The sequence below is a fragment of the Apibacter sp. B3919 genome, assembly GCF_026537405.1.
In the GTDB taxonomy this organism is placed as follows: Bacteria; Bacteroidota; Bacteroidia; order Flavobacteriales; family Weeksellaceae; genus Apibacter.
Window position 1 is genome coordinate 229,510 of record NZ_JAFNMG010000001.1, and the last position, 19,502, is coordinate 249,011.

39 protein-coding genes are annotated in these 19,502 nt (G+C 29.6%); 36 read left to right on the forward strand and 3 right to left on the reverse strand.

What is annotated here, in order from left to right; all coding sequences use genetic code 11:
• Positions 1-140: 140 nt before the first annotated feature.
• Complete coding sequence (locus J3U20_RS01010; RefSeq protein ID WP_160543269.1) at positions 141-386, reverse strand: hypothetical protein; 246 nt, start codon at positions 384-386, stop codon at positions 141-143.
• Positions 387-984: 598 nt separating this feature from the next.
• Between J3U20_RS01010 and J3U20_RS01015 the strand changes: the two genes are divergently transcribed.
• Positions 985-1,140 carry a hypothetical protein gene (locus J3U20_RS01015; protein WP_160543270.1) on the forward strand — a complete coding sequence of 52 codons (156 nt, stop codon included), beginning with the start codon at positions 985-987 and terminating at the stop codon, positions 1,138-1,140.
• A gap of 528 nt (positions 1,141-1,668) precedes the next feature.
• Here J3U20_RS01015 and J3U20_RS01020 read toward each other — a convergent pair.
• Positions 1,669-2,343, reverse strand: a complete 675-nt coding sequence (locus tag J3U20_RS01020) for a helix-turn-helix domain-containing protein (RefSeq protein WP_160543271.1) — start codon at positions 2,341-2,343, stop codon at positions 1,669-1,671.
• Positions 2,344-2,378: 35 nt separating this feature from the next.
• A complete protein-coding gene (locus J3U20_RS01025; RefSeq protein ID WP_160543272.1) occupies positions 2,379-2,726 on the reverse strand; it encodes a helix-turn-helix domain-containing protein in 348 nt (115 codons plus the stop codon).
• Positions 2,727-2,843: 117 nt separating this feature from the next.
• Between J3U20_RS01025 and J3U20_RS01030 the strand changes: the two genes are divergently transcribed.
• From J3U20_RS01030 to J3U20_RS01200, 35 genes are all read left to right on the forward strand, one after another.
• Positions 2,844-3,032, forward strand: coding sequence for a hypothetical protein (locus J3U20_RS01030; RefSeq protein ID WP_160543273.1), 189 nt, complete (start codon positions 2,844-2,846; stop codon positions 3,030-3,032).
• A gap of 11 nt (positions 3,033-3,043) precedes the next feature.
• Complete coding sequence (locus tag J3U20_RS01035; RefSeq protein WP_160543274.1) at positions 3,044-3,232, forward strand: helix-turn-helix domain-containing protein; 189 nt, start codon at positions 3,044-3,046, stop codon at positions 3,230-3,232.
• A 26-nt stretch (positions 3,233-3,258) separates the two neighbouring features.
• Positions 3,259-3,609 (forward strand): hypothetical protein, encoded by a 351-nt coding sequence (locus J3U20_RS01040; protein ID WP_160543275.1) that lies wholly within the window; start codon positions 3,259-3,261, stop codon positions 3,607-3,609.
• Between the two features lie 123 nt (positions 3,610-3,732).
• Positions 3,733-4,065, forward strand: a complete 333-nt coding sequence (locus J3U20_RS01045; RefSeq protein ID WP_160543276.1) for a hypothetical protein — start codon at positions 3,733-3,735, stop codon at positions 4,063-4,065.
• A gap of 11 nt (positions 4,066-4,076) precedes the next feature.
• Positions 4,077-4,310 carry a hypothetical protein gene (locus J3U20_RS01050; protein WP_105297682.1) on the forward strand — a complete coding sequence of 78 codons (234 nt, stop codon included), beginning with the start codon at positions 4,077-4,079 and terminating at the stop codon, positions 4,308-4,310.
• Between the two features lie 96 nt (positions 4,311-4,406).
• Positions 4,407-4,958, forward strand: coding sequence for an ERF family protein (locus tag J3U20_RS01055; RefSeq protein WP_105297681.1), 552 nt, complete (start codon positions 4,407-4,409; stop codon positions 4,956-4,958).
• Between the two features lies 1 nt (position 4,959).
• Complete coding sequence (locus tag J3U20_RS01060; protein WP_105297680.1) at positions 4,960-5,991, forward strand: hypothetical protein; 1,032 nt, start codon at positions 4,960-4,962, stop codon at positions 5,989-5,991.
• 6 nt (positions 5,992-5,997) lie between these two features.
• Positions 5,998-6,438 carry a hypothetical protein gene (locus J3U20_RS01065; protein WP_160543277.1) on the forward strand — a complete coding sequence of 147 codons (441 nt, stop codon included), beginning with the start codon at positions 5,998-6,000 and terminating at the stop codon, positions 6,436-6,438.
• Between the two features lie 30 nt (positions 6,439-6,468).
• Positions 6,469-6,921 carry a hypothetical protein gene (locus tag J3U20_RS01070; protein WP_160543278.1) on the forward strand — a complete coding sequence of 151 codons (453 nt, stop codon included), beginning with the start codon at positions 6,469-6,471 and terminating at the stop codon, positions 6,919-6,921.
• 4 nt (positions 6,922-6,925) lie between these two features.
• On the forward strand, positions 6,926-7,291 hold the full coding sequence (locus J3U20_RS01075) for a YegP family protein (RefSeq protein ID WP_160543279.1): 366 nt from the start codon (positions 6,926-6,928) through the stop codon (positions 7,289-7,291).
• 4 nt (positions 7,292-7,295) lie between these two features.
• A complete protein-coding gene (locus J3U20_RS01080) occupies positions 7,296-7,682 on the forward strand; it encodes a DUF1508 domain-containing protein (protein WP_160543280.1) in 387 nt (128 codons plus the stop codon).
• A gap of 4 nt (positions 7,683-7,686) precedes the next feature.
• Complete coding sequence (locus J3U20_RS01085; RefSeq protein WP_160543281.1) at positions 7,687-8,046, forward strand: YegP family protein; 360 nt, start codon at positions 7,687-7,689, stop codon at positions 8,044-8,046.
• Positions 8,047-8,048: 2 nt separating this feature from the next.
• A complete protein-coding gene (locus tag J3U20_RS01090; RefSeq protein WP_160543282.1) occupies positions 8,049-8,432 on the forward strand; it encodes a YegP family protein in 384 nt (127 codons plus the stop codon).
• Between the two features lie 27 nt (positions 8,433-8,459).
• Positions 8,460-8,720 (forward strand): hypothetical protein, encoded by a 261-nt coding sequence (locus J3U20_RS01095; protein WP_160543283.1) that lies wholly within the window; start codon positions 8,460-8,462, stop codon positions 8,718-8,720.
• Between the two features lie 27 nt (positions 8,721-8,747).
• Positions 8,748-9,356 (forward strand): HNH endonuclease, encoded by a 609-nt coding sequence (locus tag J3U20_RS01100; RefSeq protein WP_160543284.1) that lies wholly within the window; start codon positions 8,748-8,750, stop codon positions 9,354-9,356.
• Positions 9,353-9,721 carry a hypothetical protein gene (locus tag J3U20_RS01105; protein WP_160543285.1) on the forward strand — a complete coding sequence of 123 codons (369 nt, stop codon included), beginning with the start codon at positions 9,353-9,355 and terminating at the stop codon, positions 9,719-9,721. Before J3U20_RS01100 ends, J3U20_RS01105 begins: the two co-directional genes overlap by 4 nt.
• A 22-nt stretch (positions 9,722-9,743) precedes the next feature.
• Positions 9,744-10,796 (forward strand): DUF6291 domain-containing protein, encoded by a 1,053-nt coding sequence (locus J3U20_RS01110; RefSeq protein ID WP_160543286.1) that lies wholly within the window; start codon positions 9,744-9,746, stop codon positions 10,794-10,796.
• Positions 10,759-11,721 carry a hypothetical protein gene (locus J3U20_RS01115; protein WP_160549977.1) on the forward strand — a complete coding sequence of 321 codons (963 nt, stop codon included), beginning with the start codon at positions 10,759-10,761 and terminating at the stop codon, positions 11,719-11,721. The genes J3U20_RS01110 and J3U20_RS01115 overlap by 38 nt, the downstream gene beginning before the upstream one ends.
• 24 nt (positions 11,722-11,745) lie before the next feature.
• Positions 11,746-12,018 (forward strand): hypothetical protein, encoded by a 273-nt coding sequence (locus J3U20_RS01120; RefSeq protein WP_160543288.1) that lies wholly within the window; start codon positions 11,746-11,748, stop codon positions 12,016-12,018.
• A gap of 37 nt (positions 12,019-12,055) precedes the next feature.
• A complete protein-coding gene (locus tag J3U20_RS01125) occupies positions 12,056-12,496 on the forward strand; it encodes a DNA cytosine methyltransferase (RefSeq protein ID WP_221410887.1) in 441 nt (146 codons plus the stop codon).
• Positions 12,493-12,831 (forward strand): hypothetical protein, encoded by a 339-nt coding sequence (locus J3U20_RS01130; RefSeq protein ID WP_221410886.1) that lies wholly within the window; start codon positions 12,493-12,495, stop codon positions 12,829-12,831. The genes J3U20_RS01125 and J3U20_RS01130 overlap by 4 nt, the downstream gene beginning before the upstream one ends.
• A gap of 16 nt (positions 12,832-12,847) precedes the next feature.
• On the forward strand, positions 12,848-12,997 hold the full coding sequence (locus tag J3U20_RS01135; RefSeq protein WP_160543290.1) for a hypothetical protein: 150 nt from the start codon (positions 12,848-12,850) through the stop codon (positions 12,995-12,997).
• A gap of 23 nt (positions 12,998-13,020) precedes the next feature.
• Positions 13,021-13,722, forward strand: a complete 702-nt coding sequence (locus J3U20_RS01140; RefSeq protein ID WP_160543291.1) for a hypothetical protein — start codon at positions 13,021-13,023, stop codon at positions 13,720-13,722.
• 13 nt (positions 13,723-13,735) lie between these two features.
• Positions 13,736-13,942: a hypothetical protein gene (locus J3U20_RS01145; RefSeq protein WP_160543292.1), complete on the forward strand. Its 207-nt coding sequence runs from the start codon at positions 13,736-13,738 to the stop codon at positions 13,940-13,942.
• Between the two features lie 37 nt (positions 13,943-13,979).
• Positions 13,980-14,336, forward strand: a complete 357-nt coding sequence (locus J3U20_RS01150) for a hypothetical protein (protein ID WP_160543293.1) — start codon at positions 13,980-13,982, stop codon at positions 14,334-14,336.
• A gap of 23 nt (positions 14,337-14,359) precedes the next feature.
• Positions 14,360-14,725 (forward strand): YegP family protein, encoded by a 366-nt coding sequence (locus tag J3U20_RS01155; protein WP_160543294.1) that lies wholly within the window; start codon positions 14,360-14,362, stop codon positions 14,723-14,725.
• Between the two features lie 4 nt (positions 14,726-14,729).
• Positions 14,730-15,188, forward strand: a complete 459-nt coding sequence (locus J3U20_RS01160; RefSeq protein WP_160543295.1) for a hypothetical protein — start codon at positions 14,730-14,732, stop codon at positions 15,186-15,188.
• The gene (locus tag J3U20_RS01165) at positions 15,185-15,418 is read left to right on the forward strand and encodes a hypothetical protein (protein ID WP_105297661.1); all 234 of its coding nucleotides are present in this window, start codon (positions 15,185-15,187) and stop codon (positions 15,416-15,418) included. Before J3U20_RS01160 ends, J3U20_RS01165 begins: the two co-directional genes overlap by 4 nt.
• Complete coding sequence (locus J3U20_RS01170; protein WP_160543296.1) at positions 15,415-16,098, forward strand: hypothetical protein; 684 nt, start codon at positions 15,415-15,417, stop codon at positions 16,096-16,098. The genes J3U20_RS01165 and J3U20_RS01170 overlap by 4 nt, the downstream gene beginning before the upstream one ends.
• A gap of 64 nt (positions 16,099-16,162) precedes the next feature.
• A complete protein-coding gene (locus J3U20_RS01175) occupies positions 16,163-16,546 on the forward strand; it encodes a VRR-NUC domain-containing protein (RefSeq protein WP_105297658.1) in 384 nt (127 codons plus the stop codon).
• A 19-nt stretch (positions 16,547-16,565) separates the two neighbouring features.
• Positions 16,566-16,751: a hypothetical protein gene (locus J3U20_RS01180; protein ID WP_160543297.1), complete on the forward strand. Its 186-nt coding sequence runs from the start codon at positions 16,566-16,568 to the stop codon at positions 16,749-16,751.
• Between the two features lie 99 nt (positions 16,752-16,850).
• The gene (locus tag J3U20_RS01185) at positions 16,851-17,084 is read left to right on the forward strand and encodes a DUF7681 family protein (RefSeq protein WP_160543298.1); all 234 of its coding nucleotides are present in this window, start codon (positions 16,851-16,853) and stop codon (positions 17,082-17,084) included.
• 51 nt (positions 17,085-17,135) lie between these two features.
• Positions 17,136-17,555, forward strand: coding sequence for a hypothetical protein (locus J3U20_RS01190; RefSeq protein ID WP_160543299.1), 420 nt, complete (start codon positions 17,136-17,138; stop codon positions 17,553-17,555).
• Between the two features lie 21 nt (positions 17,556-17,576).
• Positions 17,577-18,068: a transposase gene (locus tag J3U20_RS01195; RefSeq protein WP_160543300.1), complete on the forward strand. Its 492-nt coding sequence runs from the start codon at positions 17,577-17,579 to the stop codon at positions 18,066-18,068.
• A 5-nt stretch (positions 18,069-18,073) separates the two neighbouring features.
• Positions 18,074-19,495, forward strand: a complete 1,422-nt coding sequence (locus J3U20_RS01200; protein ID WP_160543301.1) for a phage terminase large subunit — start codon at positions 18,074-18,076, stop codon at positions 19,493-19,495.
• Positions 19,496-19,502 lie beyond the last annotated feature (7 nt).

Below are 19,502 nucleotides of genomic sequence, written 5' to 3' on the forward strand. Positions count from 1 at the left end.
AGGTGAAAAAACGTAAAAAAGGGCTATAAACCGCGTAAACACAAGAAAACCCGCTTAAATAGCGGGTTTATTAGCAGAGAGGATGGAATTAGAACATTAATTGAATACCAACTACTTATAATTGTTGGTATCAAAAAGTATTAATTAAGGTTTTTAAAACTATTTTTTAAATAATTACAACACATTTTGTACGTATCAACTTGTTTCCAATCATTAAAGTTGAAATTTTGATTTTTTGACAGTACCTTTTCATAGTAACCCATTGAAAAGATTAATAATTCTAAAATTACTGTATTATTTTTTTTTAACCAGTTAAATTTTTCATTTGATATAGTGCCTTTTTTGTTAAGGTATAACATAATATTAAGCAGTTCGTTTTCGTTCATTTTTTTTTATGTATTTTTAGTGTAAACGCAATTTATAAAAAAAACAGGATAAAATTAATATGTTTAAAATCATATTTTGATTAATCCGTATAAAATCAAAGAGCTAACTATATAATTTTCAAATGTTAACAAATGGTTAATGCTTTGTAAAAATTTTTTAAAAAAAGTGGGTTGGTTATCGTGTGTTTATATTTTCATAAAAAAATTTTGAAAATTCATTTTTAAATATATATATTCCAAGCATATAACTGTTTATTTATAACCAAACCAGGAGCAAACCAGGAGCAAACTAGAAGCAAACCAGGAGCAAACTAGAAGCAAACCAGGAGCAAACTAGAAGCAAACCAGGAGCAAAACAGAAGCAAACCAGGAGCAAACTAGAAGCAAACCAGGAGCAAAACAGAAGCAAAACAGGAGCAAACTAGAAGCAAACCAGGAGCAAAACAGGAGCAAACCAGGAGCAAACTAGAAGCAAACCAGGAGCAAACCAGAAGCAAAACAGGAGCAAACTAGAAGCAAACCAGGAGCAAACCAGGAGCAAACTAGGAGCAAACCAGAAGCTAATGTAGAATGTATAATGTATAATGAAGAATGTATAATGAAGAATGAAAATGAAAATGAAAATGAAGAATGTAAAATGAAGGATGATGTTCTTTTAGAAAAAGAACTAAAAGCGCCCCCGCTTTTAAAAAAAGTAGGGGGAGAAAATAAAAATTCATCTGGGGAATTTTCTACAGATAAAAATTTTTTTTGATTTTTAGGAAATTTAAACAAGTCATTACATCACCTTAATAATAAACCTGTAAACGAACCTCATCACGAACCTTGATACTAACTTCGATACTAACCTCATCACGAACCTGTAAAAATATTTTACAGGTTAACGTTAAGTCCGATGTATAGGGTTGTTATGAAGGGCATGTAATTTTACAAAAAAACTCTTTTTTCGATTTTTAAAAGAAAAAAAGTAAGAAAGAAAAAAAAATAAAAAAAGAAAGAAACAAAAAAAGAAAAACCCCTCTTTTTTGGAAAAATTTTTTTTTCGATTTTTTCAATTTTGATTTTTTTTAAATAAAATAAAAAATCAATTCTACTTATCAGACTCACTTACCCCGAAGGGGAGAAAAGAAAAAAAGTTGCGCCAAAAAAAGAAAAGATAAAATAAGGCTATTTAAGATACTTAAATTATCCTAGTGGTAGTCTTGGTTGTTTTTGATAAAAAAGTTCGTCAAAAGAGCTAAAAACATTAAAAACGGGGGTATTAACTCTAAAGTCAAACATGTCAATCTTCTTTAATATGATCTTTTTTGGATTTATGCTTTGAATTTTCTAAAAAGTATATTCGATCAGTAAGATCAATAATTTTTTTGAGCAATTCGTTTTCTTGTTTTAGCAATCGAACACTTTCTTCTAAAGATTTACAACGGTCCTTAAGATCTTCTTTTATTAAATTTTCGGTAGAAGTAGTTTTTTCTTTTTCTATCAACATTTCGCCTTCTCCTGTTAATAGCCATCTTTTAGAAATGTTCAAATGAATACTAATTTTGTTTAATATGTTGTCACCTATAGACCTATTACCTTGTTTCATTTGTGAAAAGTTTGATCTATTAATACCCATAGCGCCTGCAAATTCACCATCTGTTTTATATCCTAGCTCTTCCTTTATCTGTAATATACGGTTTAATATGTCCATTCGTATAATATTGATATCATTATGTTTTACTTCAATTTTTTTAGTAAGAAGCATTTCTCCTTCTCCTGTTAATAGCCAAGATTTATTAAATTCAGGAAATACAGAAATAATTTTATTTATCATTGCATGGCTGAAATTTTTAGTTTTTCCTTTCTGTATATCGTAGATTGCCTGAGGCCTAGCAAGTCCTATTTTTTCAGAAAATGACTTAGGATTTAACTTTGTGTATACCAGAATGTTATTAAGTTGTTTTATTGTGCTCATTATCATAAATAAATAAAAGTTGAAACTTATTTTATTTATTTCTGTATTGTTTTGCCCTTAGTAAACTTTAAAAGTTCATTTTTAAGATCGTTTATTTCAAGTTTATATGATTCAACTAACTCTTCCAATAATTCAATTCTCTTATTAGCGTTTTTTAGTTTTTCTTCTGAAAGTTGTACGTCATAAAGTGCTATGTCAGTTATATCAGGATTTAAAACATTATTTTCGTAATTTTCAATTAACTTAATAGCACTTTGCGATATTTTTCTTTGTCCCTGCTCCCATCCTTGCACTGCTCTAATTGTAGTTCCAACAATATTTGCTAACCCTTCTTGAGTTAAATTATATTTTTTTCTAAATTCTTTAATATCTAATCTATTCATTATCAAAAAAATATATCATTTTAACATATATTTAACACTCAATGCGTTAGTTTTTATTTGTTTTATAACACAATGTGTTATACATTTGTACTTATTAACTTACTTACATACAAATATATGGAAAAAATCAATATACGAGGTGCAATCAACTCTCTAAAGGTGGAGGGGGGAGTGTTGAAATTTCCGAAGCCTCTTTATCGACCTTCTATAATCCGATCAATAGCCGGACAAATCACCTCCGATTCAGGTAAAAAATTTAATGTCTCTGCTTCATTAAATGAAACCATCGTAAAACGAGTAATGTAATAAAATTTATTATGAATGTCTTAACCATAAAAGAAGTGAGCGCGAGGACTTCATTGTCTGCCCGCACCATTTACAGAATGATAGACAAGGGCACAATAGGATTAGATGATACTTTCTTGGTGGGTAACATTAGAAAAAAAAGAGTTATAACCGAGCAGTGGGTTGAAGATTTTATAAATAAACACAGAAGGTATAATTAGAAAAAACCTTAAAAAATTGTCTTGTTATGGAAATAAATATAAAAATTAATATAGAATTTGGAGAAAAGGCCTTAAAAGTTTTAAAAAAATGCGGTAAAAATTTCTTAGATACTGTTGATTTAAACGAACCGACAGAAGAAAGTATAAAAGAAAACAAGAAAGAGGATAAAAAAAATATCCCGCCCGTAGAGCCTTTCTACAAACTCACCGACAATATAAAATTCGATAAAATTAAAAAAAAGATTAACTCTCTTATAAGGTTTAAAAAAAGTCAAGAAGTTAAAGAATTACTAAACCAATTCAATATCGATCGCATTTCCGAATTAGAGACAGAGAAATATAATGAGTTTTTCGAGCATTTACAGAAAATCATGTAGAAAACAAAAACGATCAAAAACCCTTTAACTGTAAAATCGCTAATCAAAAATTAGAATAATAAAATAAAAAAAAAGCCCTGCAGCAACAGGACTTAATCACAATAATATCAATTAAATATTATCATGAATACAATAAATGCAAATATAACTAAAAAAAGAGAAGTATCAAAAAAATTAGCTGAGTCAATTTTTCAAGAGTCTCTTGAGGTTTTATTCAACATAATAATACTTCCTAAAGAAAGCAATTTACATTACGAGATAGAAAAAATAGAAGGATCCATCGTAAGTGTTAAATTTTATTGGACAAAAGATTTTCAAAATTACGATTACTCCTGCGATTACTGGGAAGAAGTTATCGACTGTTATTCAACCCTCTACAACTTCAATAAACCTTATGACAGTATAATCGATGAAATAGTAGAGGACCTGGAAAGAGAAGTAAAAGTATATTTTTAAAACATTACAAAATGGATACTACAATAAAAGGCGTAAAACTTCTTTACGATGAAGCTTTAGAAAATAATAATATCACATTAGCGAAGGCATACGAAAAATACCTTAAAAAGGTAGACACTCAAGAGAATAGACACCAATCAATAATTAAAGGGTTTAAAAATAATCAAATACAAAGTGCATTTAGTAACGGTAAGACTTTTAAATCATTAAAAGAATACTTAGCATACCATGAAAAGGATATATAATTATTTCACATGGTGGTTGCTTACCATGTCAAGTATTGAAAAAATTCAAGAGTTCTTAAAAGAAGAAATAAAGTCATAGAAAATCTTAAAATCACAATGGAAAATAAAACAAGTATATACAAAAAACTATTTCAAGTAAAACTCGAAATAGGTAAACTTATAAAAAATGAAATAAATCCATTTTTTCAATCCAAGTATTTTGATGTAAACCAGCTCATCGAGCACGTTGAGCCTTTATTGCATAAAAATAATTTACTTCTTATGCAGCCTATAAAGGATAATAAAGTAATATCTACGATAACGGATATCGATTCAGGAGAAAACGTAACTAGTGAAATAGAATTGCCAGTATTTCAAGACCCGCAAAAAACAGGATCCGCCATTACCTATTACCGTAGATATACTCTTCAATCACTTTTAGGACTACAAGCAGAAGACGATGACGGTAATAAAACAATTCAAAATGCACAAAATAAACCCAAAATTACCCAATGGCTTACAGAAAAGGAATTTCAAGAGGCTATAAGATCAACGGATATAAAATTTTTAAGAGAATTTGGTGTACAGTGGAATACCCCGCCTAAAGGATTGAAGACGCAATATAAAGAAGCTATTAGAGAAAAAATTAAAGAATTAAAAAACAAATAATATGAGCGCATCAAGTGAACTTGCAGCTCAATATTCAGAGAGCTATTACATAGAAAATCAATACGAATACTTAATGAGTAATCAAGAATATATGACAGAAAAAGACATTTTAATAGAAGGACTTAAAAATAAGCAAAAAGTACTAAGTTATTCTTCGTTAAAATGTTTGGATAGCCCGATAAATTTTATCAACTACTATCTGCGCCCTAAAAAAACAAATGAAGGGATGATAACGGGGAGTGTTATAGATACTTTAATAACTACCCCTGATCTGTTTATTAAGAACTATGCAGTTTTAGAAGACATTCCATCTACTGAACTGCAAGTTAATTTCTGCCATGCAGTGGTTGAAAAAATAAAGAGCAAAGGAATAGACAAAACATCACCCATTTTTGAAATACTATTCAATGAAACATTTAAAGAGTTTTACAAAAAAGGAAGTTCGGAAAACTTAAAACATTTAATCCCTTATATATATTCAATTTGCGAAAATAAGCAAGTTATTAGCATTGTCCATTACCAAAAATGCAAAGATGTAAGTGATAATTTATTATCGCAAGATGAAATATTAGAGGAATTAGAGCAAGTTGAAGAATTTCAAAAAGCAATAGAGTTTGAATATAAAGGGTGGAAAATTAAAGGAAAATTAGACGCTTTTCAATCTAAAATTTTCTACGATTTCAAATATGCATCCGATTGCACACCTGAAAAATTTGAATATGACATGCGTAAATTCCAATATGATCTTCAATTTGGGATTTATTCCTTAGGTTTAATAATACTAGGATTAAGTCATAATCCTAAATTCAAATTCATTGTGTATGATGATAAATTTAACTATTCCATTATAGAAGTAGATGATGGGTATTTAGAATATGCTAGAAGAAAGGTTGATTTTAAGATCAATTGTTTAAACAAAATGATCGCTGAAAACGCTTTTAATAAATCCTATAATTTTTTCAGGTCTAAAACTAAATTTTACAAGCCTAAATGGATTGATGGGTTTGATAATGAAATATTTACACATAGATAAAATATTATGTTCTACAACGCAGAAAAACCCTTCGACATTCAAAAAGCAAAAGAATACTTTAATTGGTTGATAAACAATAAAAAAACCTTCGAATTAACAAAAAAACAACCCATACGAAGTATAAGTCAAAACAATTATTTGCATTTACTGTTAAGTTCTTTCGCTCTGGAATATGGAGACACCTTAGAATATGTAAAGTTAGAAATATTTAAAAAGAAATTGAATTCGGACATTTTTAAAACCGAACATCTAAATAAAAGAACGAAAGAGATTCGCGAAGACTGGAAGAGTACGTCAATACTCAACAGTAAAGATTTGACGATAGCAATAGACAGATTAAGAGCATATTCATTAAAAGAATTCGGTCATTACCTACCCGAACCAAATGACTTGAACTTTTTAAATGAAATAAGAATCAGTATTGAAAACAATAAAGAATATTTATAAATAATTAAAACAAAATAAAAAATTAAAACCATGAAAAAAGAAGAATTAGCACAATTATTAAATGGCCGTCAATATGGAGAAGAAATGATCTATGAAGAACACTTACAAGCCAAAGAAGACGGGCTTTTGGTTTGTTTCGGATATTCTGATGATTTATTGGAATTAAGAGGTATTGTGTTTAATGGAGTAGGAATTTATGGAGGAGGGAGTATTTTCCTGTATAAAGACAAAGATCATAAAATAGCAATTTTGGAAGAATCAAACTATGATGAAATAAAAGAAAGTTTAGAAGATTATAATTTGGATTTTATTTTACCAAAAATTCCTATTAAAATTCAATGGTGTCCAAAAGAACTAGACTGTTCATGGTTAATAACAACAAATATCCCTCATGCAACATTTGACATTTATGTTGATTATGAATTGTATTGCCGTGGGATCGTATTAGAATTAACGGATATAGAAAATTACTTAAATAATTAAAACCATGAAAGATTCAAATAGCAACGAGAAATACTTTTTTGAAATAAATAAAGATCAATACAATTTATTCTATTTCATTTTAAAAGATAAAAACGGAAATATTTATCTAAAAAGCGGTTCATATACACAAAAAACTAATTGTCTAAAAGGGATAAGATCAATAATAAGAAATTCTAAAAATGATGCACGGGTTATAGTTGAACAAACTCGTGATGAAAAATGGAAAGGCTCTTTGAAAGCCGAAAACGGTAAAACAAGAGCATTCAAAACAGCTTTTAACACCAAAGAAGAAGTTAAAAACTTTATTGAAATATTAAAAAATTTATCTCTAGAAACAGCCTTAATTGACAATACTAAAATAAAAAACTAAAATCATGAAACATTCTGCAAACAAGAAAAAATTTTATTTTGAAATACACACAGACGAAGCCGAATTAACCGATTTAAATTATCGATTCTATTTCGATTTGATAGACGAAAAGGGTAAAATTTTACTTAAAAGCTGGCAATTTACAAACAAAACTAATTGCCGAAATGGAATAAAAACAGTAATAAGAAATTCTAAAAATGAAGATCGGTTTGAGGTAGAAAAAATTTACGATCAAAAATGGATGGTACGTATGAAAACCGTTAACAGTAAAACAATAGCAATAATTCCTAAGGAATTTGATACAGAAGAAGAAGCTAAAAACTTTATTGAAGATTTAAAAAGCTTAACTCTTGAAACGCCTGTTGTTGACAATACTAAGATAAAAAATTAAAACCATGAAACACTCTACAAACAACGAAAAATTATATTTTGAAATAAACAAAGATCAATACAATTTATTCTATTTCAATTTAAAAGATAAAAACGGAAACATTTATCTAAAAAGCGGTTCATATACACAAAAAACTAATTGTCTAAAAGGGATAAGATCAATAATAATAAATTCTAAAAATGAAGATCGTTTTGGAGCAAAACAAACTTACGAAGAAACATGGGTCTTCTATCTGAAGGACGAAAACGGTCAAATAATAGCAGTATCACCTTATTATTTTGATACAATTGTGGAAGCTATAAACTTTATTGAAAATTTAAAAAGCTTATCTCTTAAAACCCCTGTTATTGACAATACTAAATAATCATGATATACCCAAGAAACAACAAAAAATTTTATTTTGAAATAGATAAAAATGAAGACAACTTATTCTATTTCCAATTAAAAGACGAAGAAGGTAATATTTATTTAGAAAGAGGCGCATATACGTACAAAACTAATTGTAAACACGGGATAAAATCAGTAATAAGGAATTCTAAAAATAGAGAACGTTTTATAATTAAACAAGCTTCTAATAAAAAATGGACATGCAGTCTTACAGCCGGAAATGGTAGAGCTATAGCATTTACCCCTTATTTTAAAACAAAATTTAGAATAGAAAAATTTGTTGAAGACTTACCAAGAAAAGTGCATTTAGCTAAATTTTCTGATAAAACTAAGAGAATTCCTCAGTGGACAATAAACAACTAAAATCTTTTTATTTATAAACATGTTCGCATGAGTAAAAGACTGAAATACGATCCCGATGAAGTAATAACGGTAGTTATGAAAAAGGAAATGTCAATGAAAAATTATTTGTCATTGATGGAGAAATTGAGAAAAGATGGATTTAACGGATGGAATTGTCAGGGGTATCAAACAGGTTTTTATTGTGGATATAAAGGGTACCTTGAAGTTATATGTGTTAAACATAAATTTCGATCAAGATATAACAAAAAATTAAGACCTGTTATAATCATGAAAAGAAGGGATAAATAAAAATCACTGCATAATAAAAAGACGATTTTGAGAAAGTCATTAACAGATCAACAAGTAGAAATAATTATACGCGAGTACTTGAATAAGCCCATAAAGAGAATAGCTGATGAAATAGGGAGTAACCATGGGACTATAATGCGTAAGTTAAAATCATTAGGGCTTGAAATACCTAAAGAAATCATTGAAAAAAGGAAACAGGCAGGGCTATTTAAAAAAGGATCAACCCCCTTTAATAAGGGTAAGAAAATGACAGAATACCTATCTGAAGAAGCTATAAAAAATAACTTAAAAACAAGATTTAAAAAAGGACAAAAACCCAAACAAACAAAAGAAAGTTTAGAAGAAGTAATACGCAATAAAATGGGCACCCAATATTATTATATAAAATCCCCCGTAGACAATATGATGGTGCTTAAGCACCGATGGTTATGGGAAAAAGAAACAAAAACCAAAATACCCAAAGGATATAATATAGTATTTAAAGACGGGAACGCCTTGAATTGTGTTATTGAAAATTTAGAATGTATAAGCAACAAGGAATTAATGGAGAGAAACACCATACACCAATATCCGGCGGAGATAAAAAGAACCCTACACTTAACTAAAAAAATTAAAGATAAAATAAAAAGAAAATGAACATATCCGAATTAAACAACAAATTATTTAAAGCCTTAGAAGGTATAGAAGAAGGTACATTAGAAATAGACAAAGCAAAAGCCATGGTTAACATAAGTACCGCAATAACTAATAATGCAAAATTAATCTTACAAGCCGCCAAAATGTCGGAAAATGTACAAATGGCAAACGATCTATTTAGCCTAAAACAAGAGATGTTAACCTTAACCCCTGACAATACGTATATGAAAAAAAACACTTTTGCAAAAAAGCTAGGATATAACAATGTCTCTGAAGCATTGGCAAACATGGGTAAAGATAATTTTGAAGAAAAGTTTAAAGAACAAATGCAATCATGGCAACCTGAAAATAACAACAAAAATTAAGACTATTTTAAAAGTTTTCATAATGGAAGAAAGAGACAGTATCATATTTTATAGAAGTTTTTTTGAATCAATAAAACAACTACCTTCTGAAACACAAGCAGAGGTTTACAATGCAATATTTGAATACTCTTTAAACTTCAAAGAGGTTGAATTAAGTGAAATACCCAAAGTGATTTTTACTCTAATAAAACCGCAACTGGATGCTAATATTCGTAAGTATGAAAATGGCAAAAAAAAAGGAACCAGGAGCAAACCAGAAGCAAAACAGAAGCAAGCCAGGAGCAAACCAGAAGCAAACCAGGAGCAAGCCAGGAGCAAACCAGGAGCAAGCCAGGAGCAAGCCAGGAGCAAACCAGAAGCAAACCAGGAGCAAGCCAGGAGCAAACCAGAAGCAAACCAGGAGCAAGCCAGGAGCAAAACAGGAGCAAGCCAGGAGCAAACCAGAAGCAAACCAGGAGCAAGCCAGGAGCAAACCAGAAGCAAACCAGAAGCAAAACAGGAGCAAACCAGAAGCAAACCAGGAGCAAACCAGAAGCAAAACAGGAGCAAAACAGAAGCTAATGTAGAATGTATAATGTATAATGAAGAATGTATAATGAAGAATGAAAATGAAGAATGTATAATGAAGAATGAAAATGAAGAATGTAAAATGAAGGATGATGTTCTTTTAGAAAAAGAACCAAAAGCGTCCCCGCTTTTAAAAAAAGTAGGGGGTGAAAATCAAAATTTATCAGGTTTTTATTCAACAAAAGAAGAAAGAAAAAAAGATTGTGAGGAAATAGTAAATAATTTCAATGATAGATGTACTTACTTACCAATAGTCCAAAAAATAACGGACAAAAGAATATCATCGGTTAGCGCAAGGATAAAAGAATTTGGAAAAGAGAAAGTAAATGAGGTAATAGACATGGTGTCGGAGTCGACATTTTTAAATGGGCAAAATAAACAAAGCTGGACAGCTGATTTTGATTGGATTATGAGCCCTGCTAATTTCATTAAAATTTTAGAGGGAAATTATAAAAACAAGGATTTAAGACATGAAACAACCGATGAAGATTTCACAATTAATAGATGAAGAAGGATTGAGAAATTTAATACCCAAACGCCCAACACGGCCTTCTACTTATAACTATTTAAAACAAAATAATCCTGAACATCATATTGTAAAAGATTATGAAGCAGCATTATATGCTTATCAAGAATACCAAAAAAAAGCAAATGAAGCTGAGGGCATTATTGAAAAAAAAGAAGTTATAAAGCCTATTGGGACCATGGATGTAAAAGAATTAAAAAAATATTTCTGTCAGGCGTTTTATAAAGTAAACAAGGAAAAATTCAATCCAAATGCAAATGATGGAGAAGCAAATCAATTTTTATGCACCTTACTTTATTATTTTGCTAAGTCAGATAATTTTTACAAAAGTAATCTTTTGTACAAAGGAGATAAAATCACACATGATTTAAATAAAGGATTACTTGTAATAGGGGGATATGGCTGTGGAAAAACTTCATTTTTTAAAGCTTTCCATTATCTATTTAAAGTATGCCTGGAACAAGATATTTCAATTAAAAATCTAAATGGAGATCTTATAAAATTAGCCAGATACAAACAGTTTTTTAAATACTTTACGGCAAATCAAGTTGTAGAGAAATATGAGGTATGCGCAGAGCCTGCTGATAAAGATTTCTTTTGGCTGCAACAAAACAATGGACGTGCCTATTATGATGATATTTTAACAGAGCGAGAGGCAAACAACTATGGAAAGGCTGAAATATTCAAAGATATACTGGAAAAAAGATACGATTTGGGAAGTACAACTTTAATAAGCTGTAATTACCACAAACGCTCTATCAAAGATAAAAATGGGAGAGTCGATGTTTTGGAAAATGTGAATTCTACCTTGTGGCAATTTGGTAAAAGATACGGACCACGTATATACGATCGATTATTCTCCATGTTTAACATTATTGAATTAAAAGGAAAAAGCCTTAGAAGGTGACCTATTAAAGACTGTAAAAAAATGATGAAAATAAGTAAAAAAGAAAAAGATAAATTATTTCATGAATACGTGGTTTTATCCATGTTGTTACTCCATGTAATAGATCGGTTAAAAAGAATACAGGAATTCAATGAAAGATCCAAAAAATTTAAAGAAAACTTAGAATTTAACGCAAAAGAAATTGAGGAGTTAACCGATAAAGTATTTACAATAAAAAAGATAAGTGGATCTACCTACATTCAGGATCTCGCCCAAAAAGTGGAAACAGTTATCCGTAAAAATTATGTCACAATTTAAACTCCAACAAAAAACACTTTAACGGAATTATAACCATATGAACAACTTAACAGGAAACTTAACTCACGGAAGTTTATTCACGGGGATTGGAGGATTTGACTTAGGCGCGGAAATGAGTGGAATAAAAACATTGTGGGGGTGTGAAATAGAAGAATTCAATGTAAAAATAATAAAAAAACATTTTCCTGAAACAAGAATTTATAAGGACATAGTTACTATGCAAACACCTGAATATGTAGATATAATAAGTGGAGGATTTCCATGTCAAGATATAAGTATAAGCAACATAAGTAAAGAAAATTTTATAGATGGTAAAGCAAAAGGAATTAATGGGAAAAGATCAGGATTATGGACTGAAATGTGGCGAATTATTAGGGATGTTAGACCCCGATACGTTATTATTGAAAATAGTCCAATGCTTACTGTTCGAGGACTCGGAAAAGTTTTACACGACCTTACCAAAATCGGGTATGTGTGAATGGCAAAGTTTATCGGCTACGCAATTTGGATACAATCATAAAAGAACCCGATTTTACGGTATTGCCTACCCCTACGAAAAGCGATGCATTAATAATACTTCAATCTTCATTGAGTTACCAAATAGTATTACTTAAAAAACTATCAAGACAAAACCCTATATCAGTGCCAATTAAACGGTTTAACGGCAAATCAAGCTATGAATTTTTACGAATGGATGATGGGTTTTCCAAAGAATTGGACAAAAGAAGAATAAGTTCATTGGGAAATGCAGTAATACCGGAAATCGCACATTATCTTTTTGAATGTATTAAAAAGTTTGAATTTAAAAATTAATAAATCATACCACAAAATGAAAGGAGAAATTACCCATAAAGAAAAAAAACAAGCAAGAAAAAAAGCCATTGAAAATATAAATAAAGCTAAAGAAATAGAAGCCGAAAAAATAGAAGCAGGAAAAAAATATTACCGAAAAGATAAAAGAACAATAGCGTTGAGATAAAGAACTATTAAAAAAATAAAATTATGAAAAAAGAAAATTTTCTTAACAAAATTATCAGAAAGCTAAAAAAACTATTCAGTAAAAGCAAGATAAACAAAACACTAGGGAAAGCATCACCATGTGTAACTTTAATGAGCGAATCAAAAAGTGAAACAGAAGGGGAGTTTTCACCTAGTGCAACCTTAGGAATTCAGTCGCAAAGCTATACAAAGGGGGATTTGTCACCCAGCGCTACTTTAGGATATAACTCGAAAAGTAAAACAGACGGGTGGTTTTCACCAAGCGCAACTTTGGAAGAAAACTCCAAAAGCCAAACACAAGGGGTCTGCTCACCATGTACTACTTTAGGTAAGATATCAGAAAGCCGCACTGAAGGGTCGTATTCACATAGTGCAACATTTGGGGATCATTCACAGAGCTATACAAAAGGAGAAAGCGCATATAGCGTGACTTTGGGTAAGTATTCACTAAGCTCAACAAAAGGTAAAAACTCCATTACATGTACGGTAGGTAACAGATCAATAGTAAAAGCGCATCATGGATTAGTAATTATTGTTAAATATGATAAAAATAACAATCCATTAACAGCGTATTCTGCGCTAGTTGGAGGTAAAATATTAGATGTAACTATTGAACCAGATAAATATTATGGGTTTGATAAAATAGGAAAATTCAGAATGTTTACGGAAGACGAAGTTTTAGAAATAGTAAGACCATTTTATTAAAATTAAAATTAAAATGATAATATCATCAAAAAGATGGATAAGAGAATCAAAATTTGATATAGGAGATCAAGTATATATTAAAAATGATAGAGAGCAGCGAATAGTTTTTATAATTGAAGTAATAGTTTCATTATATGAAATAAAATATAGAACAAGGTGTATGGAGTTGGTTGATGTATTTTTTGAGTTTGAATTGTCTAAAGAAAAAAGGATCTTTTAACTATATAAAATAAAAAAACATTAAAAAAAGTAAAACCATGAAACATTCAAATAACAACGAAAAATACTTTTTTGAAATACACAAAGATTATGACGGCCTTTTTTATTTCCAATTAAAAGACTATGAAGATAATATTTATTTAGATATAGGTAACTATACACAAAAAACCAAATGCGAAAAAGAGGTAAAAGGAATAATATATAACTCTAAAAACGAATATCATTTTAAGTTATGGTCAATTTACGATGGAAAATGGATAATCCTTTTGAAAAAAGGAAATGGTTTGACAAGAGTAATCACTGATGAATTTGATACACGAGAAAAAGCTGAAAATGTAATTGAAGATTTAAGACATTTGTCTCTTAAAACTCCTGTTATTGACAAAACTAAATAATAATAATTTAATAAACTAAAATCATGACACTCACAAATAACAACAAAAAATTTTATTTTGAAATACACAAATATAAAGACAATTTATTCTATTTCAATTTAAAAGACGAAGAAGGGAACATTTATCTAGAAAGTGATTTATATGTACGAAAAACTAGTTGTCAAGAAGAACTAAAATCTGTAATAAGAAATTTTAAAAATGAAGATCGGTTTAGAGTAATACAAACTTTCGATAAAAAATGGATCTTCTTATTGAGGGACGAAAGCGGTGAAATAATAGTAGAATCACCATCATTTGAAACAAAAGAAGAAGCTATAAGCTTAATTAAAAATTTAAAAAACTTATCTCTAAAAACGCCTGTTGTTGACAATACTAAAATAAAAAACTAAAAACATGAAAAAAGAGGAATTAGCACAATTATTAGATGGCATTCAAAATGGAGCAGAAATGGATTATGAGCAAATACAAGCCAGAAAAAATAGGCTTTTGGTTTGTTTCGTGGTTTCTGATGATTTTTTGAGATTAAGAGGTATTATGTATAAGGATGTAGTTTATGAAAAAGATACTAAATATCTATACATAGGTGAAGATGGAGATTTAACCTGTATATCACAAAAAGAAATAGAAGAAATAAAAATGTTCTTAGAAGATTATAATTTGGGTTTTATTTTACCAAAAATTCCTATTAAAATTCAATGGCGTCCAAAAGAACTAGACTGTTCATGGTTAATAACAACAAATATCCCTCATGCAACATTTGACATTTATGATGATGGAGAATTGTATTGCCGTGGGATCGTATTAGAATTAACGGATATAGAAAATTATTTAAATAATAAATATAAAAAATGAAAAACAATAATATCACAATAACATACAGACAAGCAGAGGAATTCAATTTAATGTTAGATGCTCTAAAGAAAATATCAAAAGATTTTCAATCCACAGATCAATTACGTGAAGATTGTAATGAAGATTACGGACTTGATTATGAAGAATGCTTAGAAATGTCTTATGAAAATATCCAAAGTTTAGCGGAACAAACGTCAAAAGGAATAAGAAAAATAAATATAAACAAATGAAAAAAACAAATAACACCTATATACCAATTAATTTTTCAACTCCGATGATTCAAGCTATACTAGCTGAAGATAAAACCATGACAAGAAGAATAATTAAACCACAGCCAATAAAACAAAGGGAAGTAGAACAAGGGGAAAAATATCTGTCAGGAGCAACTGAGGAGGGAATAACAAGCAAAGATATGGCGAATGTAGATATTAATATTGATGATTTGTTAGAAGAAAATCCAATAAAAAAAGGAGTTATTCTATGGGTAAGAGAAAAATGGGGGTATAGTGGATATAGTGATTATTTAAAAGAACCATATTTATATAAAATCAATTATGATACCGAATATGATAGTTTTATAGAAAACTTTGAATTAAAGAAATGGGGAAGACCTATACTCATGCCAAAAAAAGCCGTGAGGATATTTCTTAAAGTAACGGATGTAAGGGTTGAAAAGCTACAGGATATTACAGAAAAAGACGCTATAGAAGAGGGGGTTGAAATGTTCGAGGACTATGTAAGTAGGTACAAAGATTATTATCATGAAAGTGGATTTAATTTTACATCCGCTAGAAAAAGATTTCAATCTCTTTGGCATTCCATATACGGAATTGAAGCGTGGGATGAAAATCCGTGGGTATGGGTATATAGCTTTGAATGGATTGACAAACCCAAAGATTGGAAGTATTAATTCTAAAAACATAATTATTCATATAAGTAATCTAAAAAATAACAGAGCTTATAAAAATTAAAAAATGGAAAATAAAGAAGAAATTAAAATAAGAAAAAAACGAGAGAACCCTGAAAGCCGGTTACAAAGAGCATGTATCAAATGGTTTAAGTTACAATATCCCAAAGAAACCATTTTCGCTATTCCAAACGGAGGGAAAAGAGGCAAAATAGAGGCGGCCATAATGAAAGGAGAGGGAGTTATGGCCGGGGTCTCCGACCTTTTTCTTATGCGTGGAAAAGAAGGGTATCATGGGTTGTTTATCGAAATGAAGGCAAAAAACGGAAAATTACGAGAAAATCAACGAGTGTTTATCGAAGACGCAGAAAGAAAAGATTATAAAGTAGAGGTATGTTATTCATTAGAAGAGTTCATTGAAAAAGTAAATAACTATTTGAATAAAAAATAAGAAAACTATAACCAATAAAATGAGAGATTTTAAAAGATATGATGATATTCCTAAAGTCCTGAAAATAAAGGTTTACGAATATTTTAAATCAAATGAAGAAAATACAATCCCCGCCTTATCAAAAATATTTAATATCTCACCGGCTCAACTCTCAAGGATTATAACAGAAATGCAATTGGAAGAAAAAATACAACTTAAAGTATAACTTTAAGTAAAACAAATTAAATAACATTAAATCAATTTGTTGAATAAATAAAAATTAAGTATTTTTGTATAAATACTATTATTAAAAAATCTAAAAAAGATGGAAAATCAAAATTTAAGTTACGGGGGAAAGTTGGTAGGGTTAAATAACACTCCTACAGGAAATGAATTAGTTTACCAATTTAAAAAAAATGTAGCAGCTAAAATAGATACCTTAAATGATTTAAGAGCTACTTCTGAATCACAGGAACAGAAAAGATTGTGTTCTGTAGCAATAACGGAATTAGAAGGGGCACTTCTATGGGCAGTAAAGGCATTAACTTTTGATAAGTAAGCTAACTACATCAACATTTAAGAAAAATAATTTTAAACTAAATAAATCTCTTTGGAAGTAATTTTTACCGGTACATTAAAAGGTTCAGACAAGTATATACATCAACAACTATCTAAGTTAAAAGAATGTGGGTTAGATCAATTTCATTTTATAAAAAAAATTGATATTGACTATTCTATCCTAGATCAAATAGAAAAGATAATTAAACTTGTGTTTAATATATCCGATGATATTTCCTCTAATTCTAAAAAACTTGAATATGCCCAAAGCAGAATGATGTATGTTCATTATGCAAGAAAGCTGGGATTATCTACTTATGAGATTAGTAAAAAACTAAATAGGCACATAACCAGTGTCTATTTTTTTATTAAAAAATTTGATGAAGACATCCAATACGATAAAAATTTTATACAAAAATATATACAGGTCGAAAAAGAAATTAAGAATAATTTAAAGTTTGATACAATTTAAAAGTGAAAAATAACCCTTGATATGGCAAAGTATAGCAAAGAGATAGTAGAAGAAATAACCGATTTAATAAAATCCGATAGTTATACCGTTACAGAGATATGCAAAAGAGTTGGAATTGCCGATTGTACCTATTTTGAGTGGCAAAAAGAAAAACCCGATTTTTCCGAGAAAATAAAAAAGGCAAAAAAAGAGAGACGTAAAATGTACGCAGTAGAAGCTGAAAAATCTTTATTAAAAAAAATTCGTGGATATGAAGTTGTAGAAACAAAGACAGTAAAAAAACCAAAATCAACGGAGATAACAACAACAACAAAACATATCCTTCCTGATACCGCAGCAATAATATTTGCTCTTACTAATCAAGATCCCGAAAATTGGAAAAACAAACAGTATAATGAACATACAGGAAAAGATGGTGATAATTTGTTTAAATCATTTGACGCCTCAAAAATACCTACCGAAAATTTAAAAAAGGTTGAAAAAATATTAAGTGAAGGACAAAACAACAGCTGAGTTTAATGAATGCACCGTGCCGGTATAATCCATTATTAGAAGCCCGTATAGAATTATTCAAGCGCAAAAATTTTGAGTTTATAACTGATAGGGATGGAAAGTCTCACAAAAAACAAAACGATTGCTTTCAACTATTGACAGACGATGTACATACAGACGTTGTGTACGGAGGAGCCGCAGGAGGAGCAAAAAGCTGGACAGGGTGTACCTATTTAGCTTTTATGAGTCTTTTATACCCAGGAACAAAATGGTTTGTAGGTAGAGAGACCTTAGTTGATTTAATGACTTCAACTTGGCAGACCTTCGGCAGAGTGTTTAAACAATATGGTATTGATAAAGATTACTATAAAATAAACGAAAAATATAATTTCATAGAATTTATCAATGGAAGTAGGATAGATTTTTTAAAATTACAATTCCTTCCGAAAGATCCTTTATATGAAAGATTCGGATCTAAAGAATATACAGGAGGATGGATTGAAGAAGCCGGACAAATTAATTTAGGGGCTTATGATATCCTTAAAACTAGGATTAACCGATGGATGAATGATAAATATGACTTAATCGGAAAAATATTTATTACTTGTAATCCTAAAAAAAATTGGCTTTATAATAAATTTTATAAGCCCTATATTAAAAAATTACTACCTCCACACGTTGTTTTTTTACAATGTTTGGTAACTGAAAATCCTTTCATCGATTCCGGTTATATAAAAAACCTTCAAACGTCTAATAACAAGGTATTAATAGAAAGGCTTTTAAAAGCTAATTGGGATTATGAAGATAACCCGAATGCTATGTGTGCCCACGATACCATTTTACAAATATTTAATAATATACTATCAGTTAAGAATGGAAAGTATTATATAGTTTGTGACGTTGCTAGGTTTGGTTCTGATGTAGCTAGAATAACTGTGTGGAATGGTTATGTTCTTATCTACCAAAATCAATTTGATACCTCGAAACTAACGGATATTCAAATGAACATAAAACATTTGCAGCAAAAATATAAAATACCGAATTACAGAGTATTAGTAGATGAAGACGGGGTTGGTGGTGGAGTGGTTGATAATTGCAATGTGATTGGGTTTAAAAATAACTCTAAACCTTTTAATGAGGAAAATTATAAAAATCTTAAAACCCAATGCGCTTATAAATTAGCGGAAAAGATAAATAATAATGAAATAGGGTTTGAGGCGGAAATAAGCGAAAGCGAGAAAGAAAATATAATCCTGGAGTTAGGAAATCTTCAAACTTGGAATGTTGACGGTGACGGCAAGTTAGAGGTTAAACCGAAAGAAGAAATTAAAGACACTATTGGACATTCACCCGATTGGTTAGATTGTTTTACTATGAGGATGTATTTTGAATACATGGATACGGGGGTATTTGAAAATATAACTAAAGACACTTTTGGTTTTCACTAAAAATAAA

Coding starts and splice junctions, on each gene's coding strand:
- J3U20_RS01010 (WP_160543269.1), bottom strand. CDS start 386: ATGAACGAAAACGAACTGCTTAATATTATGTTATACCTTAACAAAAAA.
- J3U20_RS01015 (WP_160543270.1), top strand. CDS start 985: ATGAAGAATGAAAATGAAAATGAAAATGAAGAATGTAAAATGAAGGAT.
- J3U20_RS01020 (WP_160543271.1), bottom strand. CDS start 2,343: ATGAGCACAATAAAACAACTTAATAACATTCTGGTATACACAAAGTTA.
- J3U20_RS01025 (WP_160543272.1), bottom strand. CDS start 2,726: ATGAATAGATTAGATATTAAAGAATTTAGAAAAAAATATAATTTAACT.
- J3U20_RS01030 (WP_160543273.1), top strand. CDS start 2,844: ATGGAAAAAATCAATATACGAGGTGCAATCAACTCTCTAAAGGTGGAG.
- J3U20_RS01035 (WP_160543274.1), top strand. CDS start 3,044: ATGAATGTCTTAACCATAAAAGAAGTGAGCGCGAGGACTTCATTGTCT.
- J3U20_RS01040 (WP_160543275.1), top strand. CDS start 3,259: ATGGAAATAAATATAAAAATTAATATAGAATTTGGAGAAAAGGCCTTA.
- J3U20_RS01045 (WP_160543276.1), top strand. CDS start 3,733: ATGAATACAATAAATGCAAATATAACTAAAAAAAGAGAAGTATCAAAA.
- J3U20_RS01050 (WP_105297682.1), top strand. CDS start 4,077: ATGGATACTACAATAAAAGGCGTAAAACTTCTTTACGATGAAGCTTTA.
- J3U20_RS01055 (WP_105297681.1), top strand. CDS start 4,407: ATGGAAAATAAAACAAGTATATACAAAAAACTATTTCAAGTAAAACTC.
- J3U20_RS01060 (WP_105297680.1), top strand. CDS start 4,960: ATGAGCGCATCAAGTGAACTTGCAGCTCAATATTCAGAGAGCTATTAC.
- J3U20_RS01065 (WP_160543277.1), top strand. CDS start 5,998: ATGTTCTACAACGCAGAAAAACCCTTCGACATTCAAAAAGCAAAAGAA.
- J3U20_RS01070 (WP_160543278.1), top strand. CDS start 6,469: ATGAAAAAAGAAGAATTAGCACAATTATTAAATGGCCGTCAATATGGA.
- J3U20_RS01075 (WP_160543279.1), top strand. CDS start 6,926: ATGAAAGATTCAAATAGCAACGAGAAATACTTTTTTGAAATAAATAAA.
- J3U20_RS01080 (WP_160543280.1), top strand. CDS start 7,296: ATGAAACATTCTGCAAACAAGAAAAAATTTTATTTTGAAATACACACA.
- J3U20_RS01085 (WP_160543281.1), top strand. CDS start 7,687: ATGAAACACTCTACAAACAACGAAAAATTATATTTTGAAATAAACAAA.
- J3U20_RS01090 (WP_160543282.1), top strand. CDS start 8,049: ATGATATACCCAAGAAACAACAAAAAATTTTATTTTGAAATAGATAAA.
- J3U20_RS01095 (WP_160543283.1), top strand. CDS start 8,460: ATGAGTAAAAGACTGAAATACGATCCCGATGAAGTAATAACGGTAGTT.
- J3U20_RS01105 (WP_160543285.1), top strand. CDS start 9,353: ATGAACATATCCGAATTAAACAACAAATTATTTAAAGCCTTAGAAGGT.
- J3U20_RS01110 (WP_160543286.1), top strand. CDS start 9,744: ATGGAAGAAAGAGACAGTATCATATTTTATAGAAGTTTTTTTGAATCA.
- J3U20_RS01115 (WP_160549977.1), top strand. CDS start 10,759: ATGAAACAACCGATGAAGATTTCACAATTAATAGATGAAGAAGGATTG.
- J3U20_RS01120 (WP_160543288.1), top strand. CDS start 11,746: ATGAAAATAAGTAAAAAAGAAAAAGATAAATTATTTCATGAATACGTG.
- J3U20_RS01125 (WP_221410887.1), top strand. CDS start 12,056: ATGAACAACTTAACAGGAAACTTAACTCACGGAAGTTTATTCACGGGG.
- J3U20_RS01135 (WP_160543290.1), top strand. CDS start 12,848: ATGAAAGGAGAAATTACCCATAAAGAAAAAAAACAAGCAAGAAAAAAA.
- J3U20_RS01140 (WP_160543291.1), top strand. CDS start 13,021: ATGAAAAAAGAAAATTTTCTTAACAAAATTATCAGAAAGCTAAAAAAA.
- J3U20_RS01145 (WP_160543292.1), top strand. CDS start 13,736: ATGATAATATCATCAAAAAGATGGATAAGAGAATCAAAATTTGATATA.
- J3U20_RS01150 (WP_160543293.1), top strand. CDS start 13,980: ATGAAACATTCAAATAACAACGAAAAATACTTTTTTGAAATACACAAA.
- J3U20_RS01155 (WP_160543294.1), top strand. CDS start 14,360: ATGACACTCACAAATAACAACAAAAAATTTTATTTTGAAATACACAAA.
- J3U20_RS01160 (WP_160543295.1), top strand. CDS start 14,730: ATGAAAAAAGAGGAATTAGCACAATTATTAGATGGCATTCAAAATGGA.
- J3U20_RS01165 (WP_105297661.1), top strand. CDS start 15,185: ATGAAAAACAATAATATCACAATAACATACAGACAAGCAGAGGAATTC.
- J3U20_RS01170 (WP_160543296.1), top strand. CDS start 15,415: ATGAAAAAAACAAATAACACCTATATACCAATTAATTTTTCAACTCCG.
- J3U20_RS01175 (WP_105297658.1), top strand. CDS start 16,163: ATGGAAAATAAAGAAGAAATTAAAATAAGAAAAAAACGAGAGAACCCT.
- J3U20_RS01180 (WP_160543297.1), top strand. CDS start 16,566: ATGAGAGATTTTAAAAGATATGATGATATTCCTAAAGTCCTGAAAATA.
- J3U20_RS01185 (WP_160543298.1), top strand. CDS start 16,851: ATGGAAAATCAAAATTTAAGTTACGGGGGAAAGTTGGTAGGGTTAAAT.
- J3U20_RS01195 (WP_160543300.1), top strand. CDS start 17,577: ATGGCAAAGTATAGCAAAGAGATAGTAGAAGAAATAACCGATTTAATA.
- J3U20_RS01200 (WP_160543301.1), top strand. CDS start 18,074: ATGAATGCACCGTGCCGGTATAATCCATTATTAGAAGCCCGTATAGAA.